Below are 26,508 nucleotides of genomic sequence, written 5' to 3'. Positions count from 1 at the left end.
TGAGGAATCACCCCAGAAGCCCGCGTATTACGCTGAAAAATCCCCCCATACCCCGCAAGCGCCGTCACCCCCTCCTGAATCCGCGCCCCCGCACCGTCGTTCAACGACACCAACGGCGCCCCCGCCGCGATCGCCATATCCATGATCTTGTGGATCTTCTGCGCATGCGCCTCCCCCAACGCACCCCCGAACACCCGAAAATCATGCGCATACACAAACACCGCACGCCCGTGAACCGTCCCCCACCCGGTCACCACCCCATCCCCGTACGGACGCTTCCCCTCCAGCCCGAACCCCGACGCCCGATGCCGACGCAACGGCTCCATCTCGCCGAACGACCCCTCGTCCAGCAACAACCCGATCCGCTCCCGAGCCGTCAACTTCCCCTTCGCATGCTGCGCCTCGGTCGCCCGCTCACTCGGCCCCGCCAGCACCGACTCCCGGATCGCACCCAGCTCCGCCACGCGCCCCCGGCTGTCGCCACCGGCGTCCGTCACCACCGGGGCGGTCATGACGCGAGCGGCGGGCAGGGAGCACCCACCGGGGCGAGCTGCTGCTCACCGGTCCGGCCGCCGGATTGCGCGGCCCGGTCGGACTGCACGGCCTGCTCGGCCTGGTCGGGGCGTGCCATCGACCACTTGAGCAGGATCGTGCCGACGCTCATCCCGCCGCCGAAGGCGGTCAGCAGCACCAGGTCGCCGTGGGAGGCGGAGCCCGCGCGGTCCATCTCGTCCAGGGTGATCGGTACCGAGGCCGCCCCGGTGTTCGCGTAGTGCTCCAGGGTGAGGTGCAACGCGGCCCGGTGCAGCCCGAGTTCGGGCCACAGCTCGGCCAGCATCACCCCGTTCGCCTGGTGCGGGACGAAGTGCCGGACGGCGGCGGCGGGGGTGCCGGCCCGGCGCAGCAGCGCGCCGATCTCACCGGGGAGGGTGCTCTGCACGAACTCCCGCACGCCCCTGCCGTCCATCCGGAAGTAGTGTCCACCCTCCTCCAGGGTCGCCTGCGAGGCCGGCCGGCGGCTGCCGCCGGCGTCGACCCGGATCAGGTGGTGCGCGTCGCCCCGGGTGACCAGCGAGGTCTCCAGTAGGCCGAGCCCGGGTGCGACCGGCCCGAGTACGGTCGCCCCGGCGCCGTCGCCGAACAGGATCGCGGTGCGGCGGTCGCTGTAGTCCAGGATCCGGGAGTAGATGTCGGCGCCGATGACCAGCCCGTAGCGGGGGACGTCGCCGCTCTCGCCGTGCAGCAGCCGTTCGACCACCTTGAGCGCGTGCACGAAGCCGCTGCAGACCGAGTTGATGTCGAAGGTCGCTGCCTGCCGGGCCCCGATCAGGTCCTGCACGATGGCAGCGGTGGCGGGCTGCGGGTGGTCCGGGGTGGAGGTGGCGACGACGACGTACGACAGTTGCTCGGCCGACAGCCCGGAGCGGTCCAGGGCGCGCCGCGCCGCCTCCGCGGCGAGGTCCGAGGTCGCCTCGTGCGGGGCGGCCCGGCGGCGTTCCCTGATGCCGGTCTTGCGGACGATCCACTCGTCGGTGACGCCCGCCTCGCGTCCGATCTCGGTGTTGCTGATGACGGTCTCGGGTAGATAGGAGCCCACGCCGATGATGCCGATGGACTTCACGGTTCCTCCTCGAAGCAGCACGGGACGTGGGCCGCCGGGCCGGTGCGCCGGCCGGCTCTCCCGGCCGGGGGCTGCAGGTCAGCTGTGGACGCGGAAGCCGGCGCCCGCCTTGCGGCCGGCCCGCCCGGCGGCCACCAGGTGACCCAGCAGCGGGGCCGGCACCGAGCGCGGGTGGGGTGCGGCGGCGTGCAGGACCTGCTGGATGCTCAGCGACACGTCCAGGCCGATGACGTCCAGCAGTTCGAACGGGCCGAGCGGGTAGCCGAAGCCGAGCTTCATCACGGTGTCGATGTCGTCGGCGTCGGCGTAGTGCGCCTCGACCATCCGTACCGCCTCGTTGAGGTACGGGAAGAGCAGGGCGTTGACGATGAACCCGGGCCGGTCCGCGCACCGCACCGGGTGTTTGCCCAGCGTCGCGCACAGGGCGCGGCCGGTGGCGACCACCTCGGGCGCGGTCTCCAGCGAGGGGATGACCTCGACCAGCCGCATCTGCGGGGCCGGGTTGAAGAAGTGCAGCCCCAGGACGTCCTGCGGGCGGCCGGAGGCCAGCGCGCACTCGATCACCGGCAGGCTGGAGGTGGTGGTGGCCAGTACCGCGCCCGGCTTGCAGATCCGGCCCAGCGCGGCGAACAGCTCCCGCTTCACCAGCAGGTCCTCGGCCGCGGCCTCGATCACCAGGTCGCAGTCGGCGAGCGCGGCCAGGTCGGCCTGCGGGTCCAGCAGTGCGAGCGCGGTGTCGCGTTGCTGCTCGCTGAGCTTGCCCCGGGCGACCGCACGCCCCATCGAGCCGGCCATCACCGCACGGGCGGCCTCGGCCCGCTGCGGGCTGCGGGCCGCGAGCACGGTGGGCAGACCGGCCTTGACGCAGAGTTCGGCGATGCCGGCGGCCATGGTGCCGGAGCCGACGATGCCGATCCGGCCCACCGGCCGGGTCCACTCCGCCGCCCCGGCGGGGTCCTGCCGCGCGGACGGCTGCTCGGGAAGCCGGCGGCCGTCCTGGTCGTAGCGGTGGAAGCCGCGGCCGGACTTGCGGCCGAGCAGTCCGGCCAGGGCCATGTGGCGCAGCCGGCGGTCCGGCGCGAGGGACGGTTCGTCCAGGCGCTCGGCCAGCGCGGTGAGGATGTCGCAGGCGGTGTCGATGCCGATCAGGTCCAGCGTCTCCAGCGGCCCGTAGGGCAGGCCGCAGCCCAGCCGCATGGCCGCGTCGATGTCGTCGCGGTCGGCGAACTGCTGGTCGTGCATGGCCACGGACTGGTTGAGGTAGCCGAACAGCAGCGCGGTGGAGATCAGTCCGGCCCGGTCGCCGAGCACCACCCCGGTCTTGCCCAGCCGGGTCACCAGTGCGCGGACCCGGTCCAGCGCGGCGGGTTCGGTCATCACGGTGCGGACCACCTCGGCCACCCCGGTGTCGGCCACCGGCACGAACAGGTGCAGCCCGACCACCCGGGCCGGGCGGCCGGTGGCCGCCGCGAGCGCGGTCACCGACAGCGCGGAGGCGCTGGTCGCCAGTACGGTGCCGGGCGTGCAGACCTGGTCCGCGCGGCGCAGCGCGTCGGCCTTGGCCTGGTGCCGCTCCGGCACCGCCTCGGCGACCAGGTCGGCGGCGGCCAGGTCGGGCCAGTGCGCGCTGAAGCGGATCCGCTGCCAGACCTGTTCGCTCTCCGCGGCGGGCAGCCGGTCCCGGGCGACGGAGTCCTCCAGCAGCCGGCGGACCCGGGCCCGGCCCTGGTCCAGCCGCCCCTCCCCGGGCTCCAGGGCGATCACGGCCAGACCCGCCCGGGCGGCCGCCTCGACCAGACCCGATCCGGTGGCGCCCAGGCCGATCACGCCCAGCACTCCGGGCCCCTGAACGCCCGGATCCAGCAGGCCCGGATCCAGCAGGCCCGACTCCAGTCGGACCGGTTCCAGCTCGCTCTGATCGACAGTCATATCCGTTCGTCCCCCGTCGGAGTCGGAGTCTCGGTGCGGAAGCGGTTCAGGGCGCGGTGGTGCACCACCCGCAGCCCGGGGTCGCGGACGCCGAGGCCCGGTTCCGGGGCGAGGCAGAGCACGCCGATCTTGCCGTGGTGCTCGTTGCGGTGCATGGACTGCACCGCCAGGCCGACCTGGTCCAGCGGGTAGCTGCGGGACAGCGTGGGGTGGATCCGGCCCTTGGCGATCAGCCGGTTGGCCTCCCAGGCCTCGCGGTAGTTGGCGAAGTGCGAGCCGACGATGCGTTTGAGGCTCATCCACAGGTAGCGGTTGTCGTACTCGTGGATGTGGCCGGAGGTGGACGCGCAGGTGACCACGGTGCCGCCCCTGCGGGCGACGTAGACGCTGGCGCCGAAGGTCTCCCGGCCCGGGTGCTCGAAGACGATGTCCGGGTCCTCGCCGCCGGTCAGTTCCCGGATCCGGGAGCCGAGGCGGCGCCACTCGCGCGGGTCCTGGGTGTGCTCGTCCTTCCAGAACCGGTAGCCCTCCTCGCTGCGGTCGATGATCAGCTCGGCGCCCATGGCGCGGCAGATCGCGGCCTTCTGCGGGGAGGAGACCACGCAGACCGGGGTGGCCCCGCCGGCCAGCGCGAGCTGGGTGGCGTAGGAGCCGAGGCCGCCGGCCGCGCCCCAGATCAGCACGTTGTCACCCTGCTTCATCCCGGCCCCGTTGCGGGTCACCAGCTGCCGGTAGGCGGTGGAGTTGACCAGGCCCGGGGAGGCGGCCTCCTCCCAGCTGAGGTGCTCGGCCTTGGGCATCAGCTGGTTGGCCTTGACCAGGGCGAGTTCGGCCAGGCCGCCGTAGTTGGTCTCGAAGCCCCAGATCCGCTGCTCGGGGTCGAGCATGCTGTCGTTGTGGCCGTCGGAGCTCTCCAGCTCCACCGACAGGCAGTGGGCGACCACCCGGTCGCCGGGCTGCCAGCGGCGCACCCCGGGGCCGGTCCGCAGCACCACGCCGGCCAGGTCCGAGCCGATGACGTGGTACGGCTGGTCGTGCCGGGCGGCCAGGCCGCCGGTACGGGCGTACCGCTCCAGGAAGGAGAAGGTGGGCACCGGCGAGAACAGCGCGCTCCAGACCGTGTTGTAGTTCACCGCGCCGGCCATCACCGCGACCAGCACCTCGCCGGCGCCCGGCTCGGGCGTGGGCACGTCCTGGATGTGGACGGAGTCGGCCGGGGTGCGGTCGCGCAGCGCGACGCCCTCGAACATCTCCTGCTCCTCCGCGCGGAGCACCGCGCCCCGGTAGTGCTCCGGGACCGGCAGGGCGGCGAGATCCGCGCCGGTGGCGTCCTCGGACTCCATGGCCTCGACGAGGTCTTTCATCATCAAGTGCCTTCTCTCTCAGGGGCAGGGCGCTTTAATTCACCGTACGTTGAACTCAACACAGAAGGAGTTTTGCACAGGCGGGCGGCTCCGCCAAGCCCCCGCCCATCGGATCCGCCCTTGCCAGCGCGAACCCGGCATGCAAAACTCAACTCTTGATGACTTCATCGGACGTTGAGTTCCTCGTGGAGGGAACATGCCCGACGCACTCCAAGCCACCGTGATCGCGGACATCGCGCTGGTCCTCGTCGTGGGCGCCGTGCTGGTGCTGCTGGCCCGACGGCTGAGACAGCCCGCCGTCATCGCCGAGATCACCGCCGGCATCGTGCTCGGGCCGAGCCTGCTCGGACTGCTGCCGGGCGACCTGCCGCACCGTCTGTTCCCGAACGACGCCCGCCCGTTCCTGTCCATGGTGGCCCAGATCGGGCTGCTGCTCTTCATGTTCACCGTGGGCTGGGAGCTCGACCTGGCGTCGCTCCGGCGGGACCGCAAGGCGGTCACCGCGGTGGCCACGGTCACCACCGGCAGCATGGTGCTGCCGTTCCTGCTCGGCCTGGCCGTCGCCGGCTACTGCTACCAGCACCACTCGACGGTCGCGGGTCACCATGTCTCGTTCTGGTCGCTGGCGCTGTACCTCGGCGTCAGCATGTCCATCACGGCCTTCCCGGTGCTGGCCCGGATCCTGACGGACAACCGGCTGAACACCACCAAAGCCGGCTCGCTGGCGCTGGCCAGCGCGGCCCTCGGCGACGTGCTGGCCTGGTGCCTGCTGGCCGCGATCGTGGCCGTGGTGACCGCCTCCAGCCAGGCCGCCTTCATCTCCATCCTGTGGAAGTCGGCCGGCTACGTCTCGGTCATGGTGGTGCTGGTCCGCCCGGCACTGGCCTGGCTGGTGAACCGGTTCGCCGGACGCGGCACGCTGCCGCTCGGCGCGATGGTCACCGCCGCACTGCTGCTGTCCGCCTTCGCCACCTCCCGGATCGGCATCCACCCGATCTTCGGCGCCTTCGCGCTGGGCCTGGCGATGCCGCGGCAGTCGCGCGAGCTGCTGGAGGACGAGGTGATCAAGCCGCTGCACCACGCCGGACAGGTGCTGCTGCCGGTGTACTTCATCGTCACCGGCCTGTCGGTGAACATCTCCGGGCTGACCGGCACCGGCTGGGTGGAACTGCTGCTGGTGCTCGCCGCCGCCTGCGGCGGCAAGCTGATCGGGGCGACCCTGCCGGCCCGGAGGTCCGGCATGTCCTGGCGGGAGTCCATGGGTGTCGGGGTGCTGATGAACACCCGCGGACTGACCGAACTGATCATCCTGAACGTCGGGCTGAGCCTGCACGTGCTGGACACCTCGATGTTCACGGTGATGGTGCTGATGGCCCTGATCACCACGGCCATGGCCGGTCCGGTGCTGCCGTACCTGCTGCCACGCGGAGGACTGGCGCTGACCGGGCGCGCGAAGAAGCCCGACACCATCGTGGTCCGGCTGCGCCCGGCCCGCTCACTCGCGGACACCGACCTCGCCGGCTGACCGCGCCCCCGCTCATCCGTCCTCCAGCAGAAAGTCCAGGAGGTGTACCGCGATGCATCCCGTGACCAGCACCCTCTCCCGGATCTTCGGCGTACCGCCGGAGCAGATCAACGACAGCCTGCGGTTCCGATCGGCCGAGAGCTGGGACTCGATGACGGACGTCGAGCTCGTCGTGAACCTCGAGTACGACCTGGGCGGCACCGTCGACCTGGAGCAGGTCGAGCGGCTGGAGTCGGTCGGCGAACTGCGTGCCTTCTTCGACGAGCAGGCCGGCGCGCGCGGCGGCCAGCCGCCGCTGGACGCCTCGATGCTGGCCCCGGCCCTGCCCCGCTCGCTGCACACCGCCCCGCCCGAGGACGCCGAGGCACCGGTCGCGCTCGGCCTGGCCGGCACCGTACTGGACCAGACCCGGGTGTCCGAGGTCGACCTGATCCGCGGCCAGCTCTCCTACCGCGGCTACCCGGTGGAGGAACTCGCCGGCCGGGCCGGCTACGAGGAGGTGGCCCACCTGCTGCTGTACGGATGGCTGCCCGACCCCGGCGAGCTTCGCGGCTTCCGGTCCCGGCTGGCCGAGGCCAGGGAGCTGCCGGCGATGGTGGTCTCCAACATCGTCCAGAACTGCGGCTCCAACACCGCCTCGGTGCTGCGCACCGCGGTCTCGGCGCTGGCCGTCGCCGAGGAGACCGGCAACGACCCGGCCGCGCACCTGGACGTCGGCGAGCGGCTGATCGCCCGGCTGCCCACCATCTTCGCCACCCAGCAGGCCGCCAGGACCGGACGCCCGATCCCCCGTCCCAATGCCGAGCTCTCCCATGCGGAAAGCATTCTGCACCTGCTCGGCCTGCCCCGGGACGCCGAGCGGGTGCACCTGGTCGAGCTCTGCCTGGTGCTGCAGGCCGAACACGGCTGCAACGCCTCGGCGTTCGCGGCCCGGGTGGCGGTCGGCACCGGCACCGACACCTTCGCGGCGGTCACCGTCGCCCTGGCCACCTTCGCCGGGCCCAGGGACGGCGGCGCCGCCCAGCGGCTGGTGCAGCTGGCGCAGGAGATCGAGGACCCGCTGGACGGCGCCGCGTACCTGCGCGGACGGGCCGACGCCGAGACCGCCCGCGGCGGCCACCCGCACACCCCGGCCGAGGACCCCCGGGTCCGGCCGCTGCGCGAGGCGGCCCAGCGGTTCCGCGCCACCAGCGGCGGCAGCCACATCCTGCAGGTGCTGGACTCGGTCCGGGCCGCCACCAGCCCGACCCGCAGCCTGCGCCCGGACCACACCGTGGACTGCTACGCGGCGGCGATCCACCACATGATCGGCATCCCCACCGACCTGTTCATCCCGATGTTCGCCGCCGCCCGGATCCCCGGCTGGCTGGCCCACATCGAGGAACAGCGCACCCGGCAGGGCCTGATGCAGCCCCGGCTGCGCTACGTCGGCCCGCGCAACCTGCACTTCTCCCCGCCGCCGGAGCCCGGGTTCACCCGCGGCGGCGGCAAGGGCTGACGCCACCCGACCCGACCGGGCCTCCGACTCGACCGGGCCTCGTGCCCGACCGTACGCCGGCCGGGCCGGGGCGGTCCCCGGGGCCTGCCCCGACCCAGGAAGACCTGCCGACCAGGAATCAGGAGTGGACGTGGAGTTCGGCTGGAGCAACGACCAAGAGAACCGCTACCACGAGGCGCTGGACGCCACCCGGGCCGCCTTCCCCGCCGACGCGGTACGGGAGTCGACCTACTACACCCGCAAGGACTGGCTCCAGCTGGGCGAGATCGGCATGCTCGGCGCCTGCCTGCCCACCGAGTTCGGCGGCCGGGGGCTCGGCGCGCTGGACACCGCCCGCGTGGTCGAGGCCGTCGGCCGGGGCTGCCCGGACACCGGGCTGGTCTTCGGCGCCGCCGCGCACACCTTCGCCTGCGCGATGCCGATCGCCGCCTTCGCCTCGCCCGCCGTCAAGGAGCAGCTGCTGCCGGAGCTGGCCTCCGGCCGGCTGATCGCCGGCAACGCGATGACCGAGCCGGAGGCCGGCTCGGACTCCTCCAAGCTGGGCCTGCGCACCAAGCCGGTGTCCGGCGGCTACCTGCTGAACGGCACCAAGAGCTTCGTCAGCAACGGCCCGGCCGCCGACGTCTACGTGGCCTACGGCACCACCGACCCCAGGGCCGGCTTCCTCGGTGTCACCGGGATCGTGGTGGACCGGGACACCCCCGGCCTCAGCGTCAGCGAGCCGATGGCCAAGATGGGGCTGAACTCCTGCCCGGCCGGCTCGATCACCTTCACCGACTGCTTCGTCCCGGACGACCGGGTGCTGGGCGGCCCCGGGCAGGGCGCCGCGATCTTCCAGCACTCGATGGGCTGGGAACGCGCCTGCCTGTTCGCCCTGTACGTGGGGCTGCTGGACCGGCTGGTCGAGCAGTGCGTGGAATTCGCCCGCGAGCGGCGGCAGTTCGGCCGGCGCATCGCCGAGTTCCAGTCGGTGGCCAACCGCATCGTCGACATGAAACTGCGGCTGGAGAGCGGGCGACTGCTGCTCTACCGCGCCTGCTGGGAGATGGACCAGGGCTACCCGGCCGTGCTCGCCATCGCCCTGTCCAAGCTCGCCGTCTCCGAGGGCGTGCTGGCCTCGGCCACCGACGCGGTGCGCACCTTCGGCGGTCGCGGCTACCTCAGCGCCGACGGCATCGAGACGGTGCTGCGCGACGCCGTCCCCAGCACCCTCTTCTCCGGCACCTCGGACATCCAACGCCAGCTGATCGCAAAGGAGATCGGACTGTGAGGCTGCACCAACTCGTCATCGACTCGGCCCGGCACTCCCCGGACGCTCCCGCCGTCCGCACCACAGCCGCCGTCGTCAGCTACCGCGAACTGGACCAGCTCGCCGACCGCTACGCCGCCGCACTGCACCGGCGCGGGGTCCGCCCCGGGGACCGGGTGGTGCTGTGGACCCACAAGACCCCCGACGCCATCGCGCTGATGCAGGGCGCGCTGCGGATCGGCGCCGTCTACGTGCCGGTCACCGCGTCCAACCCGGCCGCCCGGGTGTCCCGGATCACCCGCAGCTGCGCGCCGGCGGTGGTGGTCACCGACGAGGCCGGGCTGCGCCGGGCCCAGGGCAGCACCTGGGCCGAGGAGGCGCCGCTGCTCGGCTTCGACCAGCTGCGCGAGGAGGCCACCGCCGAGGACGCACCCGCGCCGTACCGGAACGAGCCGGACGAGCCCGCCTACATTCTCTACACCTCCGGCTCCACCGGTGAGCCCAAGGGCGTCTGCATCAGTCACCGCAACGCGCTGTCCTTCGTCCGCTGGGCCGTCGCGACGGTCGGGGTGACGGCCGAGGACCGGCTGTCCAACCACGCCCCGTTCAACTTCGACCTGTCGGTCTTCGACCTCTACGCCGCGTTCCTGGCCGGGGCCTCGGTCTACCTGGTCCCCGAGGGGCTGGCCTACGACCCGCTGCAGCTGGCCGCGCTGCTGCACGAGCAGCAGATCAGCGTCTGGTACTCGGTGCCGTCCGCGCTGATCCTGATGATGCAGCGCGGCAACCTGCTCGGCGGTCCCGCGCCGGCCGCGATGCGGGTCTGCGTCTTCGCCGGCGAGGCCTTCCCGACCCAGCAGGTCCAGGACCTGCACAAGGCCTGGCCCGGGGTCCGGCTGCTGAACTGGTACGGACCGACCGAGACCAACGTCTGCACCAGCTACGAAGTCACCGACCTGGACCTGGGCAGCTCGCGCCCGCTGCCGATCGGCAAGGCCGCCAGCGGTGACCGGGTCACCATCCACCCGCCGCGGGCCGAGGAGGGCGAGATCATCGTCACCGGTCCGACCGTCATGCTGGGCTACTGGGGCGCGGAGCCGCAGCAGGGCCCGTACTTCACCGGCGACCTGGGCCGGGTCGGACCGGACGGCTGCCTGGAGTACATCGGCCGCCGCGACCAGATGGTCAAGGTGCGCGGGCACCGGATCGAGCTGGGCGAGATCGACTCGGTCATCGCCGCCAACCCGACCGTGGCCGCCGTCGCCAGCGTCGTCGTGGGCAGCGGACTCGACGCCAAGCTGCACGCCGTGGTGGTGCTCTCCGGCACCGAGCGCCCCGGGCTGCTGGACCTGAAGCGCGACTGCGCCACCCGGCTGCCGACCTACATGGTCATCGACGCCGTACACGTGATGGCCGAGCTGCCGCTGACCGCCAACGGCAAGACCGACCGCGCGGCGCTGGCCGCCGCGATCGAAAGCGGTGAGCTGATATGACCACGCCGATCGATCTGGCCCGCACCGGCACCAGCCTCTGGCTGGACCGCCAGGACCAGCACGAGGAGCAGGGCGAGCAGGTCGAACCGGCGGTCTTCCGGGCCGTGATGGGTTCGCTCGCGGCCGGCGTCAGCATCGTCACCTGTCTGGACGAGGACGCCGCACCGCGCGGTCTGACCTGCACCGCGGTGTGCAGCGTCTCGGCCGCGCCGCCACTGCTGCTGGTCTGCATCCAGCAGAACAGCTCCACCCTGGACGCCATCCACCACAGCGGCGCCTTCGCGGTGAACCTGCTGGCCGGCGGGACCGAGAAGCTGGCGATGACCTTCGCCAGGAACGTGCCGGAGCGGTTCGCCCAGGTCGACTGGGCCCCCGGGGAACGCACCGGGGCGCCGGTGCTGGCGCGTACCGCGGCCTGGGCCGAGTGCCTGCTCACCCACAGCCGCCGGATGGGCGACCACCAGCTGGTGGTGGGACGCGTGGTGCGCGGCGGGTCCCGTCCGGAGCAGCTGCCGCTCGTGTACTGGCGCTCCCAGTTCGCCGAGGTGCTGCCGTAGTGCGGTCCTTCTCTCAACCTGTCCTTCCCGCAGACCCTTTCGCCCCGTACTTCCCTCTGAAAGGAACCACCGCCATGGCCGTCGAGAAGAAGATCATCCGTCTGCACCTGGAGCCCGGCGAGGACGGGGTGACGCTCAGCGTCTCCGACTCCGTCTCCGCCGAACGCCACGGGCAGCCGGTGGTCGAGAACACCGTGATCACCGAGGCCACCGTCATCGAGGTCGAGGTCGAGGTCGAGGCGTAGCGCCGGGCGGCGCGGCCCTCCGCCCCTCCGCCCCAGCGCTCGCCACCTCACCGCCTCACCGCTCATCGCTGAGGAGAACAGCCATGCCCCCCACCACCACCGGCGACGCGCTGCGCGTCCCCGCACGGGTCAACGAGCGGGTGCACTGGCGGACCGACGGCGGCGGGTCGCGCTACCGGACCCGCCGCTCGTTCCCCACCGGCCCCGCGCACGCGACCGTGCTGCTCGCCGGACCGGGGACCGTCGGCCTGCTCGACGGCTCGGGCCGCGACGACCTGCTGCTCCAGGAACTGACCCACCGTCTGGTGGGCTGCGGCGTCCAGGTGCTGCAGTGCGACATGCCGATCCGCGACCCGGGCCGGCCGGCCGGAGAGGCCGACATCAGCGCCCGGGCGGACCGCCTGGACGGGTTGCTGCGCGGCTACCGGCACCTGACGGCGGGGCCGGTCTCCATGGTCGGCTTCGCCGTCGGCGGCGAGGCCATGCTGCGGCTGCTGGAGACCGGTCGGGTGCGGCAGGTGGACCGGCTGGTGCTGGTCGGCACGGTGCTGGAGGAGGAGACCTTCCTGGACACCAGCATCGAGGTGCTGTCGATGGTCTACGGCAGCCTCGACCTGATCGGCTACCTGGTCGAGGACGACCCGAAGTCGGTGGACGACGCGCCACTCGCCGTCCTCAGCCCCGACCTGTACGCCGAGTGGTCGGCACGGCGGCTGATCGGCAGCCGGCCGTTGAGCGTCACCGTCTGGCTGCTGAAGGGGCTCGGGCACACCCTGCACCCCTGCGTCAGCGGCCCGGTTCCGGACCCGGTGACCACCCTGACCGAACTGGTCACCGGACCGCGATAGCCCCCCACCACGAAGGCACGCCATGCTCTCCACCCAGCGCAGCGAGAACCGGCACACCGAGCAGTCCCCGCAGGCGGTTCCGGGCAGCGGCCCGGGCAGCGGTCCCGGCGGCCGCCTGTCCAGCCCCGGCGTCCTGTCCAGCCCCAGCATCGAGGCACTGCACGAGACCCTGGGCCCGCAGACCGGTCGCGACATCTGCGACGTCGGCTGCGGGGCCGGGGCGCTCGCGCTCTCCTTCGCCGCCCAGCGCCCGTCCCGGCTGGTCGGCGTCGACCCGGCGGACGGCGTGCTGCGGGCGTTCCGTGCGGCGGCGGCCGAGCACTCGGCCGTGGTCGAGGCGGTGCAGGCGTCCGCCGAGCACCTCCCGTTCCCCGACGGGGAGTTCGACCTGGTGGTGTCCCGGCTGGCGGCCAGCCGCTTCGCCGACCCCAGAACGGCCGCCGCCGAGATGGCCCGGCTGCTGCGCCCCGGCGGCCGGCTCGCCGTCATCGACCTGGAGGGCCACGCGGTCCCCGGGGTCGAGGCGCTGCACCAGGAGCTGGAGCGGCTGCGCGACCCCGCGTTCCGGCGCAGCCACACCCTGGTGGAGTGGATCCGGCTGCTGCACGGCGCCGGACTGAACGTCCCGATGGCCCGCAGCAGGCTGGCCGAGAGCCGCAGCGGCGTGTCGGTCGCCCGCTGGTGCGCGCTCACCGGGTCGGGAACGGAGGCCGCGGCGTCGGTCCGGCGGCGGCTGTCGCTGGCGTCCGAGCCGCAGTTGCACGCGCTGGGCATCCGGCGCAGGGGCTCCGACTACCTGCTCCCGGTGCGGACCTGCCTGGTCGTCGGCGTCAAGCGGGCGACCGACCAGGCCGGTCCGGCGCTGAAGCCCTGACCCGCGTTCCCTGCCCGCCCCCTGTGTCCAACGGAGGAAATCCCATGAGCGCCGTCCCATCGGCCCAGTCCGTCATCGTCGTCGGAGCCGGACCCACCGGTCTCACCCTGGCCTGCGAGCTGGCCACGGCCGGGGTCTCCTGCACGGTGCTGGAGCGCCGCGCCGCCCCGTCCCCGGAGTCCCGCGCGATCGGCCTCTACAGCCGGACCATGGAGCTGCTGTCGCTGCGCGGTCACGCCGAGGCCCTCGCCGCACTCGGCCGTCCGGTGGGGCGGCTGGCCGTGGGCCGCGGCGCGGGCGTCGACTTCGCCGAGCTGGACAGCCCCTTCCCCTACCTCAACGCCCTGCCGCAGAGCAGCGTCGAGGTGCTGCTGCAGCAGCACGCGCTGGATCTCGGCGTCACCATCGAGCGGCAGGCGGAGGTCTACGACCTGAGCCAGGACGGCCTGGGGGTGACCCTGAAAGTCCGCACCCCGCACGGGGAGTGGGAGGAGAGCGCGGACTACGTGGTCGGCTGCGACGGCGCGCACAGCGCGGTGCGCGACTTCGCCGGCATCGCCTTCCGCGGCCGCACCTACGACATGGCCCCGATCCTGGCCGACGTCCGGCTGCGGAAGGCCCCGCCGCAGGACCTGGTGCTGATCCCCTCGCGCGGCGGCATCCTGCTGTCCATGCCGTACGGCGACGGCTGGTACCGGATCGCGGTGGCGCACCGGGACAACCCGTGGAGCCGGGAGCCGGTCACCCTGACCGAGCTGCGCTCGCTGATGCTGGAGGCGCTGGGCTTCGACCCGGAGCCCTACGACCCGAAGTGGATCACCCGCTTCAAGATCCACCAGCGGATCGCGGACCAGTACCGCACCGGCCGGGTCCTGCTCGCCGGCGACGCCGCCCACCTGCACTCCCCGCTCGGCGGCCAGGGCCTGAACCTCGGCATCCAGGACGCGGTGAACCTCGGCTGGAAGCTCGCCGCCGAGGTCCAGGGCTGGGCCCCGACCGGCCTGCTCGACTCTTACGAGGCCGAGCAGCGCCCTTACGCCCAGCGGGTGCTCCGTGCCACCGACCGGGCCACCCGGTTCGCCACCAGCACCTCCAACCTCGCCTTCACGCTGCGGCGTTCGGTCCTGCCGAAGCTGCTCGGGATCCGCCCGGTCCGCCAGTTCGCCGAGGAGTCGCTCTCCGGCCTGCGGAACCACTACGCCGCCGACGGACCGGTCGGCGGCTCCTGCTCCGGCAAGTCGGAACTGCCGCTGCGCACCGGCATGCGGGTACCCGACCTGCTGCTGTCGATGCGCGGCTCGGCCCCGGTGCGGCTGTACGACCTGCTGCGCGACGGCCGGCTGCTGCTGGTCGACTTCGAGCCGGACGGCCGGGCGGCCAACCGGGCCGATGCCTGGGGCAACCGGGTCAACACCGTGGTCGCGACCTCCCCGACGCTCGGCCTCGACGGCGTCACCACCCTGCTGGTCCGCCCGGACGGCTACGTCGCCTGGGTCGACGGCACGGCCGCGCCGGACCGGCGCGTCGAGCGGGTCGGCGAGGCGCTGCTCCGCTGGTGCGGCGTGGCCGAGTACGCCACCCCGGGCCTCGCCACCGTCCTCAGCCTCCCGCACCTGGTCGCCGCCGGGGCCTCCGCCGACACCGTCACGGAGACCCCCACCGACGACCTCACCCCCCAGCCCAGCGCCTAGCCCCACCCCCGCCGGGCCGCACGAGTCGCGGCCCGGCCCACTCGCTATGCCACCTCGGATCGAGGATCAGCGGTCCTGCTGGAGCTTGTAGAGCTCGGCGAAGATTCCACCCGCGTCCACCAAATCCGAGAACGCGCCCGACTCGGCGACCTGGCCGGCGTCGAGGACGATGATGCGGTCAGCTGCCTTCACGTTGGCCAGCCTGTGCGTCACGAACAACACAGTCCGCCCCTTCGCCAGGGCCCGCAGCCGGGCGAAGACCATGCTTTCGGCACGGGCGTCGAGCGCAGACGTGGGCTCATCCATGATCAGGACGGGCGCGTTGCGGTAGAAAGCCCGGCTTACCGCGACCCTTTGCCACTGGCCGCCGGACAGGTCGGTGCCGCCCCACCAGGAGCGCGCCAACAGGGTGTCCAGGCCGTTCGGCAGCGCTTCCACGACCGACGAAGCCCCGGCCGACTCGGCGGCGGCGTGCACCGCCGAGTCGTCTCCGGCACGGGGTTGACCAAGCGTGATGTTCTCGCGCATGGCCATCGGCCATCGGGTGAACGCCTGCGGCACGATGCCCACACAGGACCACAGCGAGGCCGGGTCAACCCCGGCCAGATCCACCCCGTCCCAGGTCACCCGTCCCTGATCGGCCAGATAGAGGCCGGTCAGGATGTTGGCCAGGGTGGACTTCCCGGCGCCATTGGGGCCGACCAGGGCGACGACCTCACCGCGCGTCAGCTCCAGGTCGATCCCGCGCAGCGAGGGCGCCGAGGCGCCGGGGTAGGTGAAGGTCACACCCTCGGCGCGGATCAGGTCAGGGCCGTCCTTGCCGACCTCGGCCGCACCGCGCACCGCCCGCCGGGCCTGAGCCGTAGTCAGGAACCGGCTCCAGTCGTCCAGGTACAGCGACGTGCGGAAGAGCCTCGCCCCTGCCCGCACCAGGGAGGTGAGAGCGGAGGAGGAGGTTCGGACGGCCACCACTGCGGTACCTGCCGCCGCCAGCGGCAGGGAGCCGGTCGCCACCAGGGCGCCCAGCGCCGCCCAGGTCGCCGCCGTGGCGAGACCGGCGAGGCCGTCGCCGACCAGTTGTGTCCGCAGGGCGCGACGGCTGGCCCGCAGGTCCTCTGATTCCAGGCGCCCGGCGACCTCTTGGTACTGGTCGAGGAGGAACGGCGCCATGGTCGAGGCCCGCACCTCGGCGGCCGGGCCCCGGTCGGCGGTGTAGGAGCGCAGGACCGACCGCAGCCGGGTGTCCGAGAGCATCCGGTGCGTCGAGGCATGCTCAATGCGCGCCGCCCGCACCGCCGCCAGGCCGCGCGGAACCGCTGCCAGCACCAGCAGCGGCACCAACACGGGGTCGAGGACGGCCAGGACCGAGGCCGCCGCCGCCATCTGCGCCAGGGCCGATGTCAAGGACTGGGCGTCGATCACCAGTTCCCGTGTGGCCTCAGCCCCGCGCCCGGCCGCCTCCAACTGGTCCTCCCAGCCGGGGTCTTCGTACGCGCTGAGCTCCAGCGCCGTCGCGGCCCGCAGCACGTCCAGGTCCGCCCAGCGGGTGACCTTCGGCGCCAGTCGGGCCGCCGAGGCTTGAGCACCGGCATCGGCCGAAGCGCGGCCCACCAGCGCCACGACCAGCACAACCAGCACCGGCACGGCCGTATGAAGGCGAGCCGAGACCGCACCGCCGCTCAGCAGTGCGGACAGCGTGCCCGTGGTCGCCGCGAGCGCGCCGGCCCCCAGCGCCGCCGAGGCCACCTGTGCGACCAGCAGCCACAGCACGGCCGAGCGGTCGACCGTCCAGCCAAGTCGAACCGCCCGTGCCAGCGTCCGTGGCAGCCGCGCGGCCATCGCGACGCTGGTCATCGCCTCAGCAGCGTCGATATGGCGATCCGACCGGAGCCGCATCACCGGAGCCGCACCGGGGCCGGGGAGGGATGACGGGACAGATGTGGAGGAGGTCACCCGAACCACGGTGGCGGGGCACATGATGGCCCAGGGGCGCATCCGCCGATTCACCACCCGTGAGAGTCGAACCTTCACCGTCAGCATGTGCGCTCCAGGTCCTTCACGCCGGGCGGGTTTGCCCGGCGCGTACAGCAAGGTCCACGGTGAGGGCCCCTGCGGTCGGCAGATCGCGGTTCAGGCAGGCCAGGACACGGTCTGCACCCCGTCGGTCAGGCTGATCTCGAACCGCGCCAGGTCCGGTGCGCCTGCGGCCTGCCAGTGGGCGACCCGATTCTCGACCCGATCCCACAGGCGGCCTGGGCCGCCCTGGCGTACCAACCACCTGCCGGCGTCCTCGTACACCGCAGCCCAGGATCCGGCCTCGACGTCCAGGAGGATGTGCTCGGTACGGCCGTTGCGCGGCAGCTCCAGACGCTGCGCCCGGGGTGCGGCGAGCTGCATGATGAAGCGCGCCGCCCAGTCCCCGAGCAGATCCGCGCCCACCGCTGTCGGGCGCTCCTCGCCGTTGTCGAGGTCCGGGAGCATGCCCAGCGGCGGCGGGGTGTGCGGGCGGGCCAGCATGAACGAGACCTGGCCGCCGAGGAGCCGGCCCCGGGCCGTACCGTCCTCGGCCACGGTGAGGCGCGCCAGTTCGGAGGAGTACAGCCAGCCGCACACCGTGGCCAGGATGATCCCGCCCGGCCGGGTCTGGTCGATCCACGCCTGTGGAATGTTCAGCACGCCGCACGTCACGATCACCCGGTCGTACGGTGCTCCGCCCTTGTGCCCCGCGAGACCGTCGCCGACGACCAGTTCGGGCCGGTAGCCGACGCTGGCGAGGGCGTTGCGGGCGCGGAGCGCGACATCGGGGTCGACCTCGACGGAGGTCACCAGGTCCTCGCCCAGGCGCTCGCACAGCAGAGCCGTTGAGTAGCCGGTGCCGGTGCCGATCTCCAGGACCCGCATACCGTCGTCGACCCGGAGGTCTTCGAGCATCCGCACCACCAGGCCGGGCATGGTGCTCGACGAGGTCGGGGCGCGCGAGATCCGACCCTGCAGATCGCCGGGCACGATCGTTCCGGCGATCTGCGTCACCAACGAGTCGTCCGCGTAGCAGCGTTCCAGCCAGTGCGGATCGTCCGGCATGACCGGCGTCCAGAACGTCGGTACGGATCCGTCGACGACGTCGAAGAAACCGCCGCGCAGGAACTCCTGCCGGGGCACCGCCTCGATGGCGCGGCGCCACGGTGCGCTGCGCAGCTTCCCGGCCTTGGTCAGCCGATCGGCGAGGTCGACACGTAGTTCCCTGTCGCTCATCCGTTCTTCCTCTCCAGCAGATCCGCCATGGCGGCGACCATCGGCAGGCCGGTCTCCGGCTCCAGCCAGGCCCACTGCCCGGACGGATTGCACTCCAGGAACCACCATTGCCCTTGCCGGTCGACCGCGAAGTCGAACGCGCCGAAGACCAGCCCGAAGTGAGCGAGGTAGGCGTTCAAGGCTTCCGTGACCGAGGGCGGCGGGGTGACGACCGAGTACGTCAGTCGGGTGTAGTCGGTGCGCCAGTCCAGCAGATCACTGTCGATGCGGACGGCGAACACGTTCGTGCCCATCACGGTGACCCGGGCGTCCACGGTCTTGTCCACCGCGTGCTGGAACAGGTGCACGGTGCCGGCGACCGTCTCGTCGATCTGGTCGGCGGTCACCTCCTGGACCTGGACGGTGCACGAGACGCCGTCGATCCGGTACAGCGGCGCGGACAGCGGCTTGTAGATCACCGGACCTGCGGCGTTCTTGACGAAGGCTCGGGCGGCGTCCGGGTCAGAGGTCACCAGCGTGGCGGGCACCCGGAACCCGGCGTCGACAGCTGCGGCGAGGCCGGACGGCTTGAACTCGGCGTCGCCAATGCGGTGCGGGTGGTTGACGTACAGGCAGCCGGGAAGCGATGCGAGGATGCCGCCAAGGCCGTAGCGGGCCTGGGTGACCGCGAAGCGGGCAGTCTGCTCATCCAGGCTCGGGAAACAGAACCCGGACGGACGCCGGTAGTACAGGGACCGGACGTGCGCGAGGTTCGCGGTGCGCGTCGGCGTGGACAGCGAGCCCGTCACTCCCGCGTGGGTGATCGTGGCCTCGACCGACAGGGTGGCGGGGAAGTCCCCGGAGTCGAACCGCACGACCGGGACACCCCGGCCGTGCAGTTCGCCGATCACCAAGTCGGTCGTGGGGTCGTCGAGGTTGGTGACGACCAGCACCGGAGCGTCTGGGCTCACCGGTCACTGGTCGCTGTCGTTGCCGGTGTCCTGGTCGCCGCCGCCCGAGCCACCACCGCCGGCCCCGTCGGACGGATTGCCAGTGTTCGTGGCCGGGTTGGTGCCGGTGCTGGTGCCGTGGCCGGGCATCTCCATGACCGCGTCGCTCTCGTCGTAGTAACGCCCGGCCTGGGTGACCGGGTCCAGTTCGACGCGGGCGTATCCGGGTGCCATGGCCGGGTAGGGAGCCATGCGGCGCAGTCCCCACGGTGTGGGCGTGATGGTGCCGTTGGGCAGCGGCGTGCCGGTGGGCAACCGGTCGGAGTGGGCGAACATCTGGCCTCCGTCGAGTCGGTGGTTCTGAAGATGGCGACAGGGGTGCGGTGGTGCCGGGCCCGGTCTCCGTAATGCAGCGGAACCGGGCGGGAGTCAGGAGGGTGCGGTCACGTCGGCTGCTCAACCAGGACGATGGGCAGGCCGTTGATGTATTCGCGGAAGCAGTCCTCATGGTTGATCGCCACACGCTTGGACGTCGGGTCTCCTGGATGCTGGCGGACGGTGATCCCCTCGGCAGGCCGCTGGCAGAAGTCACACATCCGCGCCCGGCGCGGACTGACGGCGGGTGTCGTCACTCGGTCACCTCCGCCAGGTCGGCGACGAGCTGCAGCACGATGCAAAACTGCTGGTGCGCGCCCCGGCCATGTGGCTCAGGCCTGCCGGTGTCAGGGCGACCACGTCCTGCTCTCGCACCTGCTCCAGGTCGTTGCGGGCGACCCGCAGCCAGAACTCCTGGCTCGGCCTCAACTGGCTGCACACCATGCCGGGGTTGGGTCAGTGCTCTCGCTGAATCCGCCATGACACCGACGGTAGAGATGGCCGCAATGCCGTCTCAAGGAAGTTGCCGATAGTTGCGGATATTCACCCGAGGGCGGCTATCGCATCGGTGATCAGTGCGCGGGCCTGGGTGCCGTAGACAGCGAGTTCCTGCAGTTCGGTGAATGTCTGGAGGTACTCGCGCAGTTCACTGGCCGCCGTGATCCTCACCCGTGCGGTCACCAGCTCCACCTCAACGAGGTGATCGTCAATGATGTGGAAGGTCTCCACCGGCCACAGACCGCGCTCCGTCGTGAAAGGGATGATTCCCAGGCTCACACGGGCGAGCGACATGACCGAGAGCAGGTGCCCGAGCTGGCCAGCCATCACGGATGCCTCCGCGATGCGGTATCGCAGGACAGATTCCTCAATCACGCAGACGATCCGACGGTCTCCCTCGTGCATCAACTGCGCGCGGCGCATCCGCTGGGCTACGGCCTGTTCCAGGTCGCTGGGCGAGCTGGCCTCGGCGGCGAAGCGCGACAGGATGGCGGTCGCATATCCGTGGCTTTGGAACATCCCCGGGATGGCGTCTGAGGAGTAAAAGCGCAGGAGTCGGGCACGGGTGTATGCCTGGGTGTACGACTCCTGGAGCCGCTTCAGCCCGAGGCGCCGAAGGCGCTTCCACTCCGCGTACATCGTCTCGACCGCACGCGACGCCGCGATGAGTTCGGGCGCCTGGCCGTCCGCGCCGCATGCGGCACACCAGGCGCGGATATCGGCGTCGGACGGCGCGGCCTTGGCATCCTGGATGCGCGAGGTCTTCGCAGGATGCCACCCGCACCGGGCAGACAGCTCACGCCCGGTCAGCCCCGCGTCCTTCCGCAGGTTCTTGAGCCGCTCCGCAAGCGCCCTACGGGCCGACTGGGCGCTTGACGACGGTGACGTGGGCATGAGGCTGGTTGTCCGGTGCTCGCAGGGTCAGACCGCGTACTTCTCGTGCGGGATCGCCCGCGACCAAACCGCCTCGAAGGCGTCGGCACAGAGCTTGACCACGGCCTGTTCGGTCCGGATCTCATGTCCCACCAGCTCGCCGTCACCGGTGAAATGGCCGAACCGCACAACCGCGTCGTCGAACAGCCAGAAGTCATTGCCGGGCAGAGCGATGCCAGACGCCTCACGCCTGGGCAGCCAGCGCACATCCTCACCCAGGCTGAGGTTCACCACCGTGGCCGCATGTTCGAAGCGGATGTAGTCGGTGACGGGCTCGGAGACGATCCGCGCCCTGCGCATCACCACACCCCGGGCGACAGCTGCACGGGCCATGCCAGACCAAGCACCCCAGCCCTCGGACTCCGGGTCGAGGTCCAGCTCTCCGGTCTGCTTCCAGTGCTCGAACTCGTCGGCCTCGTGGGACACGCCATAGCTGTCTCGCATCTCCATGTGCACGGCCGATCGCCGTGCTTCGCGCAGCAACTCACCCAAGCTCGGCACGTTCTGCGACATCGCAAGCCTTCCTTAGCACCTCGACCATCCTCGCGGGCATCCGGATCACATCCTCGTGGTCCGGGATGCCGGGGGCGTGGCCCGGTGCCGGTGTCTGTGTGATCCGCCGGCGCAGATCGACGTCAGCCTTCCAACCCTGGAACACGAACTCGCGCGTGTCGTCGTCGAACCAGACAGTCGACGAGTCCCCGGTCTTAGTGTCCGGGTCAATCCCAACGAGATGTAGCGACATTACTGCCTCCCCGGTCGAACACGTTGCGTGTCGTTGCGACCTTCCCGCTGATGGAGCACCACCGTCAAGAGCGCGTTGATGCTTTCGGGCAACCCCGACAACGACACCACCACGTTGCCCGCACCAGTGCCCAAGCCGAACGTGCCGGCTGGGCGGAACTTCACGGGTCGTTGGACACTGCGGGCCGGCCCTCGGTGGTGGGCTTGAGGGGCCGTTGCCGTGCGGTGTGCTATTGCGTCGGCGGTACGTCCTGCGGAGCGTCGTACATGCGGATATCGCGGGCGACCACGAGCGGCATCACCTCGCCGAGGCCGATGTCGCGGAAGTGGGCCGAGGCTCGGTGCGCCGCGAAAGCCTCACGGTCGGCGTACTTCTCGATGCTCACGCAGCGCTCGGGCTGGTCTAGCGAGCGGAAGACCTCGTAGGACAGGCAGCCGGGTTCGGTTCGGCATGCCTGGGCGAACTTCTGCAGGATCCGGCCGAATTCTTCGGCGTTCTCAGGCCGGGAGGAGGTGTCGGCGACGACGAGCACATGAGAGTCCACCCCTGCACTCTAACGACCTGGGGAGAAGGTGGAGTTGGACTGACCGATTGCGACGGGACCCGCACGGCACGAGCCGGGACGGCCGTGCTTCCAGGGTCCGAGGTGGATTGTCAGTGGGCGATCAGAGGCTCGCTCCGTTCGCTGTCGACAACGAGCAAGGAGCTGTCATGAGCGCGTGGGCCAACGGCATCGCCGCCAACACCCTCTTCGTCGAAGACCTGGCCGCCTCGAAGAAGTTCTATCTGGACGTCTTCGACATCCCGATCCTCTTCGAGGACGAGCAGTCCGTCGCCTTCAGGTTCGGCGGGACGATCATCAACCTGCTGCAGACGGCGAACGTCCCGGAACTCGTCGAGCCGGCGACCGCGGCCCCGCGCGAGGCCGGTGTGCGTCTGGTCTTCACCGTCGAGGTGGACGACGTCGACGCGAGGTGCGCCGAGCTCGCCGCCGTCGGCGTGGAGCTCGTCAACGGGCCGATGGATCGGCGCTGGGGTCCGCGCACCGCGCGCACCGCCAGCTTCCGTGACCTTGACGGCTACATGTGGGAGATCGCCCAAGGCCAGTAAGCCGCCGGCGGGTCACGGCCGGACGGCGACCTGCCGGTCAGGCGATGCGTGCGGGCTGGGCGCACTCGGAGAGGGCGCGGGCGACGAACTGGTGGAAGGCCGGGTCGTCCAGGATGAAGTGGGCGCCGGGGAGCAGCTCGCAGGTCAGCTCACCCGTCGTGTACTGGTCCCAGTCGAGCAGTCCCGCGCGATCGGCCATCGGGTCGTCGGCGCCCGCGCAGACCCAGACCGGACAGGTCAACTCGGCTCCGGACAACGGCCGGTAGGTCTCCGAGAGGGTGAAGTCGGAGCGCAGCAGCGGGGTGAACAGCCGGATCAGCTCCGGGTTCTCGAAGAGCTGCGGCGGGGTGCCGCCGAGACGGCGGATCGCGGCCAGGAAGGCGCTGGTCTCCAGCCCGTGGATGGGCGGGAACTTGGAGCCCGCGCCGGGCCCGTTGCGTCCGGCGAGCACCACGGCCGCAGGCGGACGGCCCCAGCCGGTCCAGTACCTGGCGACCTCGAAGGCCAGTGCGGCCCCCATGCTGTGGCCGACCAGCAGGTAGCGGCCGGAGGTGTGCAGAGCCGTCTGCCGGGCCAGGTCCTCCACGACGGTGCCGAGGTCGGAGCTGGCGGGCTCGCGCATCCGCATGCCGCGCCCGGCCAGTTCCAGCGGTACGGTCACCGCCTGCGGCAGCGCCCGGGCGAGGTCGGCGAACACCCGTGCGGCGCCGCCCGCGTACGGGATGCACAGGACCGTCGGGCGGTCCTCGTCCCGCTGGTCCGGCTGCCGGGATTCGGCCGACGCCGGCTGGTGGGCAGTTGTCATGACGTCCCCCTGTAGCTGAGTTCCTGCGACCGTCCGGCCGACGGCGCCGCCGCCGGCTCGGGTCCGATCGGCTGCGGCGGCCCGACCAACTGCGCCGTCCCGAAGGGCCGCTGTGGTCCGGACGCCGGGCCCCGGCCACGGCCGAACGAGCCGCCGCGCAGCGTTCCGGCCGACGGGTGCGGCAGGGTGCCGGAGGGCAGCTGGAAGGTGCGCAGCCGGACGCCGCCGCCGGCCACCGCGACCGCGGCCCGGTAGCGGGGACCGATGTTGACCAGTTGCAGGGTCCAGGCGCGGTCCCGTCCGGCGACCCTCGGCAGGCCGCGGATCGGCACCGGACCGTTGAGGGCCTCGCCGGGGTCGACCTGGACCGCGGTGAGGTCACCGGTCAGTCCGGTGCCCAGGGCCTTGAGCACGGCCTCCTTGCAGGCCCAGTAGCTGAAGAAGCGGGCGGACCTGGTCCGGCTCGGCCCCTGTTCCCAGTTCGCCTGCTCCCAGGGGGAGAAGACCAGGTCCGGGGCGGGGCGGGCGTCGTCGAGCGGGCGGACCCGCTCGATGTCGACCCCGGTCGACCCGTCCCGGCTGACGGCCACCAGGGACATGCCGCGGGTGTGCGAGAGGCTGATCCGCAGTCCGGGGCGTCCGGCCACATAGGGCTTGCCGTGCCGCCCGGTGACGAAGTCCACCTGGGACGGCCAGAGGCCGGTGTACGCGGCGGTGACGGCGCGGAGCCCGGCGTGCGCGGAGGCGAACAGCATCTGCTGCGTCGGCGCCATGTGCTCCCAGCGGGCCAGTTCCCCCGGCGACAGCAGCTTCCGGCAGCGCTGGTGCGTCGCCTCGTCGCGCAGCTCCGGTTCGGGGACGGCCCAGACATGCACCTCGCCGGGTGCGGGTCCGTGCGCGTTGCTCGTCATGGCTCTCCTGTCGGTGCGTCAGCGATGGCTGACGAGAGGTCAGCAACCGCGAGCGGGGTGGCTCTTGACGAATAACTCAACACTAGTAGAGTTCAACGCGAAATGAAATCACCAACCGGTGAAATCTTCGCCGGGGGGTGAGCGGCCGGCGCGGGCCACGCCCGTCACCCCGGCACTGTCGTCACAGCCCCGGCCCGACCCGTCGTCGTGCCCAGGCCGGGGCTGTGCGGCGGCGGCACACCAGGGCCCATGTCTTCCCGCCTTGACGGCCGCCTGGAACAGCCGCTGACAGCCGCCTCGGCCACCACCGCAAGGGGTGTGGAGGCAACCGCCCTCGACCGCGCCACAGGAGACCCGCAGTGACACCTGACCGAGACACACTGATCGGGCAGCTCATCGAGTTCATCCAGGAGCAGCTGCTCGCAGAGCCCACCTCGCAGGGCCTGGACCCGGACACCCCGCTGCTGGAGTGGGGCATCCTCAACTCGATCAACACCGCCAAGCTGCTCACCTTCATCCGGGAAGAGCTGGGGGTCTCGGTGCCGCCCACTCACCTGACCGGCGGCAACTTCGCCGACCTCAACAGCATCGCGGATCTGCTGATCACCCTCACCGAGGCCGCGGCCTGACCACAGGCAGCCCGTTCTGACGCAACACCTCCCGAACCCGGATTGGAGACCAAGGTGTCCGCAGACTACGACTACGACATCGGCATCATCGGCGGGGGTCCGGCTGGCTCGACCGCCGCGTCCTACCTCGCCAAGGCGGGGCTGACCGTCGCGGTGTTCGAGGCCGAGACCTTCCCCCGCGAGCATGTCGGCGAGTCGCTGGTGCCCGCGACCACCCCGGTGCTGATCGAGATCGGCGCCATGGACAAGGTCGAGGCGGCCGGCTTCCCGCACAAGTACGGCGCCGCCTGGACCTCCGCCGAGGACCGGAACATCGACCACCTCGGCTTCCAGGGCCTGGACCACGACTTCCGTGCCGCCGAGGTGCTGTTCAGCGAGCGCGACCAGGCCGGGGTGGACCGCGACTACACGTTCCACGTGGACCGCGGCCGGTTCGACCAGATCCTGCTCCAGCACGCCGAGAGTCTCGGCGCCAAGGTCTACCACGGGGTCCGGGTCAACCGGGTCGACTTCACCGACCGCGACCGCCCGGTGATCCAGGCGAAGATAGGCAACCAGTCGGTCGGCGTCCCGGTGCGGATGGTCGTCGACGCCAGCGGCCGACGCACCATGATGGGCAGCCAGCTCAAGGTCAAGGTGCCGGACCCGGTGTTCAACCAGTACGCCGTGCACACCTGGTTCGACAACTTCGACCGCAAGGCGCTCGCGGTCAACAAGAAGCAGGCCGACTACATCTTCATCCACTTCCTGCCGCTGACCGACACCTGGGTCTGGCAGATCCCGATCACCGACACCATCACCTCGATCGGCGTGGTGACCCAGAAGTCCCGCTTCAAGGAGTCCAAGGGCGACCTGGAGGCCTTCTTCTGGGACTCGGTCGGCAGCCGCCCCGAGCTGCTGGACGCGCTCAAGAACGCGGACCGGGTCAAGCCCTTCAAGTCCGAGGGCGACTACAGCTACGGCCTCACCAAGGTCGCGGACGACTCCCTGGTGATGATCGGCGATGCGGCGCGCTTCGTCGACCCGATCTTCTCCAGCGGTGTCAGCGTGGCACTCAACAGCGCCCGGCTGGCCTCGACCGACATCATCGCCGCGTTCCACGCCGGGGACTTCCGCAAGGACCGGTTCGAGGGCTACGTCAACACCCTCCGCCGCGGTGTCTCCAACTGGTACGAGTTCATCTCCATCTACTACCGGCTGAACATCCTGTTCACAGCCTTCGTGCAGGACCCCCGGTACCGCCTGGACGTCCTCAAGATGCTCCAGGGCGACGTGTACGACGACGAGCCCAAGGCGCTGGCCGCGATGCGGGAGATCGTCGAGGCGGTCGAGGCCGACCCGACGCACCTCTGGCACAAGTACCTCGGCACCCTCAAGGCCCCGACGGCGGCCCCCGGCTTCTGACCGGCGCCCGGCGCTTCGGTCCT

28 protein-coding genes are annotated in these 26,508 nt (G+C 71.4%); 12 read left to right on the top strand and 16 right to left on the bottom strand.

What is annotated here, in order from left to right:
* From ABH925_RS32505 to ccrA, 4 genes are all read right to left on the bottom strand, one after another.
* Window positions 1-512, bottom strand: a 512-nt coding sequence (locus ABH925_RS32505; RefSeq protein ID WP_370153888.1) for a carboxyl transferase domain-containing protein, incomplete at its 3' end; no start/stop codon positions are given.
* Entirely contained in the window at window positions 509-1,621 is a 1,113-nt protein-coding gene (locus tag ABH925_RS32500; RefSeq protein WP_370153886.1) for a 3-oxoacyl-ACP synthase III family protein, read from the bottom strand. The genes ABH925_RS32505 and ABH925_RS32500, both read right to left, overlap by 4 nt.
* A 78-nt stretch (window positions 1,622-1,699) precedes the next feature.
* On the bottom strand, window positions 1,700-3,550 hold the full coding sequence (locus ABH925_RS32495; protein WP_370153884.1) for a 3-hydroxyacyl-CoA dehydrogenase family protein: 1,851 nt from the start codon (window positions 3,548-3,550) through the stop codon (window positions 1,700-1,702).
* Window positions 3,547-4,914 (bottom strand): crotonyl-CoA carboxylase/reductase, encoded by a 1,368-nt coding sequence (ccrA, locus tag ABH925_RS32490; protein ID WP_370153890.1) that lies wholly within the window; start codon window positions 4,912-4,914, stop codon window positions 3,547-3,549. Before ccrA ends, ABH925_RS32495 begins: the two co-directional genes overlap by 4 nt.
* Before the next feature lie 196 nt (window positions 4,915-5,110).
* On the opposite strand from ccrA, the gene ABH925_RS32485 reads away from it, so the two are divergent.
* The 9 genes from ABH925_RS32485 to ABH925_RS32445 all read left to right on the top strand — a co-directional run bounded on the left by ABH925_RS32485 (window position 5,111) and on the right by ABH925_RS32445 (window position 14,894).
* Window positions 5,111-6,439: a cation:proton antiporter gene (locus ABH925_RS32485; RefSeq protein WP_370153882.1), complete on the top strand. Its 1,329-nt coding sequence runs from the start codon at window positions 5,111-5,113 to the stop codon at window positions 6,437-6,439.
* Between the two features lie 52 nt (window positions 6,440-6,491).
* Window positions 6,492-7,937: a citrate/2-methylcitrate synthase gene (locus ABH925_RS32480; protein WP_370153880.1), complete on the top strand. Its 1,446-nt coding sequence runs from the start codon at window positions 6,492-6,494 to the stop codon at window positions 7,935-7,937.
* A 124-nt stretch (window positions 7,938-8,061) separates the two neighbouring features.
* Window positions 8,062-9,207 carry an acyl-CoA dehydrogenase family protein gene (locus tag ABH925_RS32475; protein WP_370153879.1) on the top strand — a complete coding sequence of 382 codons (1,146 nt, stop codon included), beginning with the start codon at window positions 8,062-8,064 and terminating at the stop codon, window positions 9,205-9,207.
* Window positions 9,204-10,679: an amino acid adenylation domain-containing protein gene (locus ABH925_RS32470; protein ID WP_370153877.1), complete on the top strand. Its 1,476-nt coding sequence runs from the start codon at window positions 9,204-9,206 to the stop codon at window positions 10,677-10,679. Before ABH925_RS32475 ends, ABH925_RS32470 begins: the two co-directional genes overlap by 4 nt.
* On the top strand, window positions 10,676-11,236 hold the full coding sequence (locus ABH925_RS32465; protein ID WP_370153876.1) for a flavin reductase family protein: 561 nt from the start codon (window positions 10,676-10,678) through the stop codon (window positions 11,234-11,236). The genes ABH925_RS32470 and ABH925_RS32465 overlap by 4 nt, the downstream gene beginning before the upstream one ends.
* Window positions 11,237-11,310: 74 nt before the next feature.
* Window positions 11,311-11,481 (top strand): hypothetical protein, encoded by a 171-nt coding sequence (locus ABH925_RS32460; RefSeq protein ID WP_370153875.1) that lies wholly within the window; start codon window positions 11,311-11,313, stop codon window positions 11,479-11,481.
* A gap of 83 nt (window positions 11,482-11,564) precedes the next feature.
* A complete protein-coding gene (locus tag ABH925_RS32455; protein ID WP_370153873.1) occupies window positions 11,565-12,329 on the top strand; it encodes a hypothetical protein in 765 nt (254 codons plus the stop codon).
* A 22-nt stretch (window positions 12,330-12,351) separates the two neighbouring features.
* On the top strand, window positions 12,352-13,203 hold the full coding sequence (locus tag ABH925_RS32450; protein ID WP_370153871.1) for a class I SAM-dependent methyltransferase: 852 nt from the start codon (window positions 12,352-12,354) through the stop codon (window positions 13,201-13,203).
* Window positions 13,204-13,247: 44 nt separating this feature from the next.
* Entirely contained in the window at window positions 13,248-14,894 is a 1,647-nt protein-coding gene (locus tag ABH925_RS32445) for an FAD-dependent monooxygenase (protein ID WP_370153869.1), read from the top strand.
* Between the two features lie 66 nt (window positions 14,895-14,960).
* Here ABH925_RS32445 and ABH925_RS32440 read toward each other — a convergent pair whose 3' ends face one another.
* From ABH925_RS32440 to ABH925_RS32395, 10 genes are all read right to left on the bottom strand, one after another.
* Entirely contained in the window at window positions 14,961-16,748 is a 1,788-nt protein-coding gene (locus tag ABH925_RS32440) for an ATP-binding cassette domain-containing protein (RefSeq protein WP_370153867.1), read from the bottom strand.
* 276 nt (window positions 16,749-17,024) lie between these two features.
* Window positions 17,025-18,146 (bottom strand): ATP-grasp peptide maturase system methyltransferase, encoded by a 1,122-nt coding sequence (gene tgmC, locus ABH925_RS32435; protein WP_370153865.1) that lies wholly within the window; start codon window positions 18,144-18,146, stop codon window positions 17,025-17,027.
* Window positions 18,143-19,096, bottom strand: a complete 954-nt coding sequence (gene tgmB / locus ABH925_RS32430) for an ATP-grasp ribosomal peptide maturase (protein ID WP_370153863.1) — start codon at window positions 19,094-19,096, stop codon at window positions 18,143-18,145. Before tgmB ends, tgmC begins: the two co-directional genes overlap by 4 nt.
* A gap of 3 nt (window positions 19,097-19,099) precedes the next feature.
* The gene (tgmA, locus tag ABH925_RS32425) at window positions 19,100-19,411 is read right to left on the bottom strand and encodes a putative ATP-grasp-modified RiPP (RefSeq protein ID WP_370153861.1); all 312 of its coding nucleotides are present in this window, start codon (window positions 19,409-19,411) and stop codon (window positions 19,100-19,102) included.
* A gap of 107 nt (window positions 19,412-19,518) precedes the next feature.
* A complete protein-coding gene (locus ABH925_RS32420) occupies window positions 19,519-19,707 on the bottom strand; it encodes a hypothetical protein (RefSeq protein WP_370153859.1) in 189 nt (62 codons plus the stop codon).
* Between the two features lie 4 nt (window positions 19,708-19,711).
* Entirely contained in the window at window positions 19,712-19,879 is a 168-nt protein-coding gene (locus ABH925_RS32415; protein ID WP_370153857.1) for a hypothetical protein, read from the bottom strand.
* A gap of 114 nt (window positions 19,880-19,993) precedes the next feature.
* Entirely contained in the window at window positions 19,994-20,842 is an 849-nt protein-coding gene (locus ABH925_RS32410) for a helix-turn-helix domain-containing protein (protein ID WP_370153855.1), read from the bottom strand.
* Between the two features lie 27 nt (window positions 20,843-20,869).
* A complete protein-coding gene (locus ABH925_RS32405; RefSeq protein ID WP_370153853.1) occupies window positions 20,870-21,394 on the bottom strand; it encodes a DUF6879 family protein in 525 nt (174 codons plus the stop codon).
* Window positions 21,366-21,626 carry a hypothetical protein gene (locus tag ABH925_RS32400; RefSeq protein ID WP_370153851.1) on the bottom strand — a complete coding sequence of 87 codons (261 nt, stop codon included), beginning with the start codon at window positions 21,624-21,626 and terminating at the stop codon, window positions 21,366-21,368. Before ABH925_RS32400 ends, ABH925_RS32405 begins: the two co-directional genes overlap by 29 nt.
* A gap of 229 nt (window positions 21,627-21,855) precedes the next feature.
* Window positions 21,856-22,170: a putative quinol monooxygenase gene (locus ABH925_RS32395; RefSeq protein WP_370153849.1), complete on the bottom strand. Its 315-nt coding sequence runs from the start codon at window positions 22,168-22,170 to the stop codon at window positions 21,856-21,858.
* 167 nt (window positions 22,171-22,337) lie between these two features.
* On the opposite strand from ABH925_RS32395, the gene ABH925_RS32390 reads away from it, so the two are divergent.
* Window positions 22,338-22,736 carry a VOC family protein gene (locus ABH925_RS32390; protein WP_370153847.1) on the top strand — a complete coding sequence of 133 codons (399 nt, stop codon included), beginning with the start codon at window positions 22,338-22,340 and terminating at the stop codon, window positions 22,734-22,736.
* A 37-nt stretch (window positions 22,737-22,773) separates the two neighbouring features.
* Here ABH925_RS32390 and ABH925_RS32385 read toward each other — a convergent pair whose 3' ends face one another.
* Both ABH925_RS32385 and ABH925_RS32380 read right to left on the bottom strand, forming a co-directional pair.
* Window positions 22,774-23,541, bottom strand: a complete 768-nt coding sequence (locus ABH925_RS32385; protein ID WP_370153845.1) for a thioesterase II family protein — start codon at window positions 23,539-23,541, stop codon at window positions 22,774-22,776.
* Window positions 23,538-24,452 carry a 4'-phosphopantetheinyl transferase superfamily protein gene (locus tag ABH925_RS32380; protein WP_370153843.1) on the bottom strand — a complete coding sequence of 305 codons (915 nt, stop codon included), beginning with the start codon at window positions 24,450-24,452 and terminating at the stop codon, window positions 23,538-23,540. Before ABH925_RS32380 ends, ABH925_RS32385 begins: the two co-directional genes overlap by 4 nt.
* A gap of 359 nt (window positions 24,453-24,811) precedes the next feature.
* On the opposite strand from ABH925_RS32380, the gene ABH925_RS32375 reads away from it, so the two are divergent.
* Both ABH925_RS32375 and ABH925_RS32370 read left to right on the top strand, forming a co-directional pair.
* Window positions 24,812-25,081, top strand: a complete 270-nt coding sequence (locus tag ABH925_RS32375; protein WP_370153841.1) for an acyl carrier protein — start codon at window positions 24,812-24,814, stop codon at window positions 25,079-25,081.
* A gap of 54 nt (window positions 25,082-25,135) precedes the next feature.
* Window positions 25,136-26,485, top strand: a complete 1,350-nt coding sequence (locus ABH925_RS32370; protein ID WP_370153839.1) for an NAD(P)/FAD-dependent oxidoreductase — start codon at window positions 25,136-25,138, stop codon at window positions 26,483-26,485.
* Window positions 26,486-26,508 lie beyond the last annotated feature (23 nt).

Origin of the sequence: Streptacidiphilus sp. EB129, from assembly GCF_041262645.1 — a bacterium.
Lineage (GTDB): Bacteria > Actinomycetota > Actinomycetes > Streptomycetales > Streptomycetaceae > Streptacidiphilus.
Note: the sequence above shows the minus strand (reverse complement) of the source record. Positions and strands in the feature narration are given on the sequence as shown.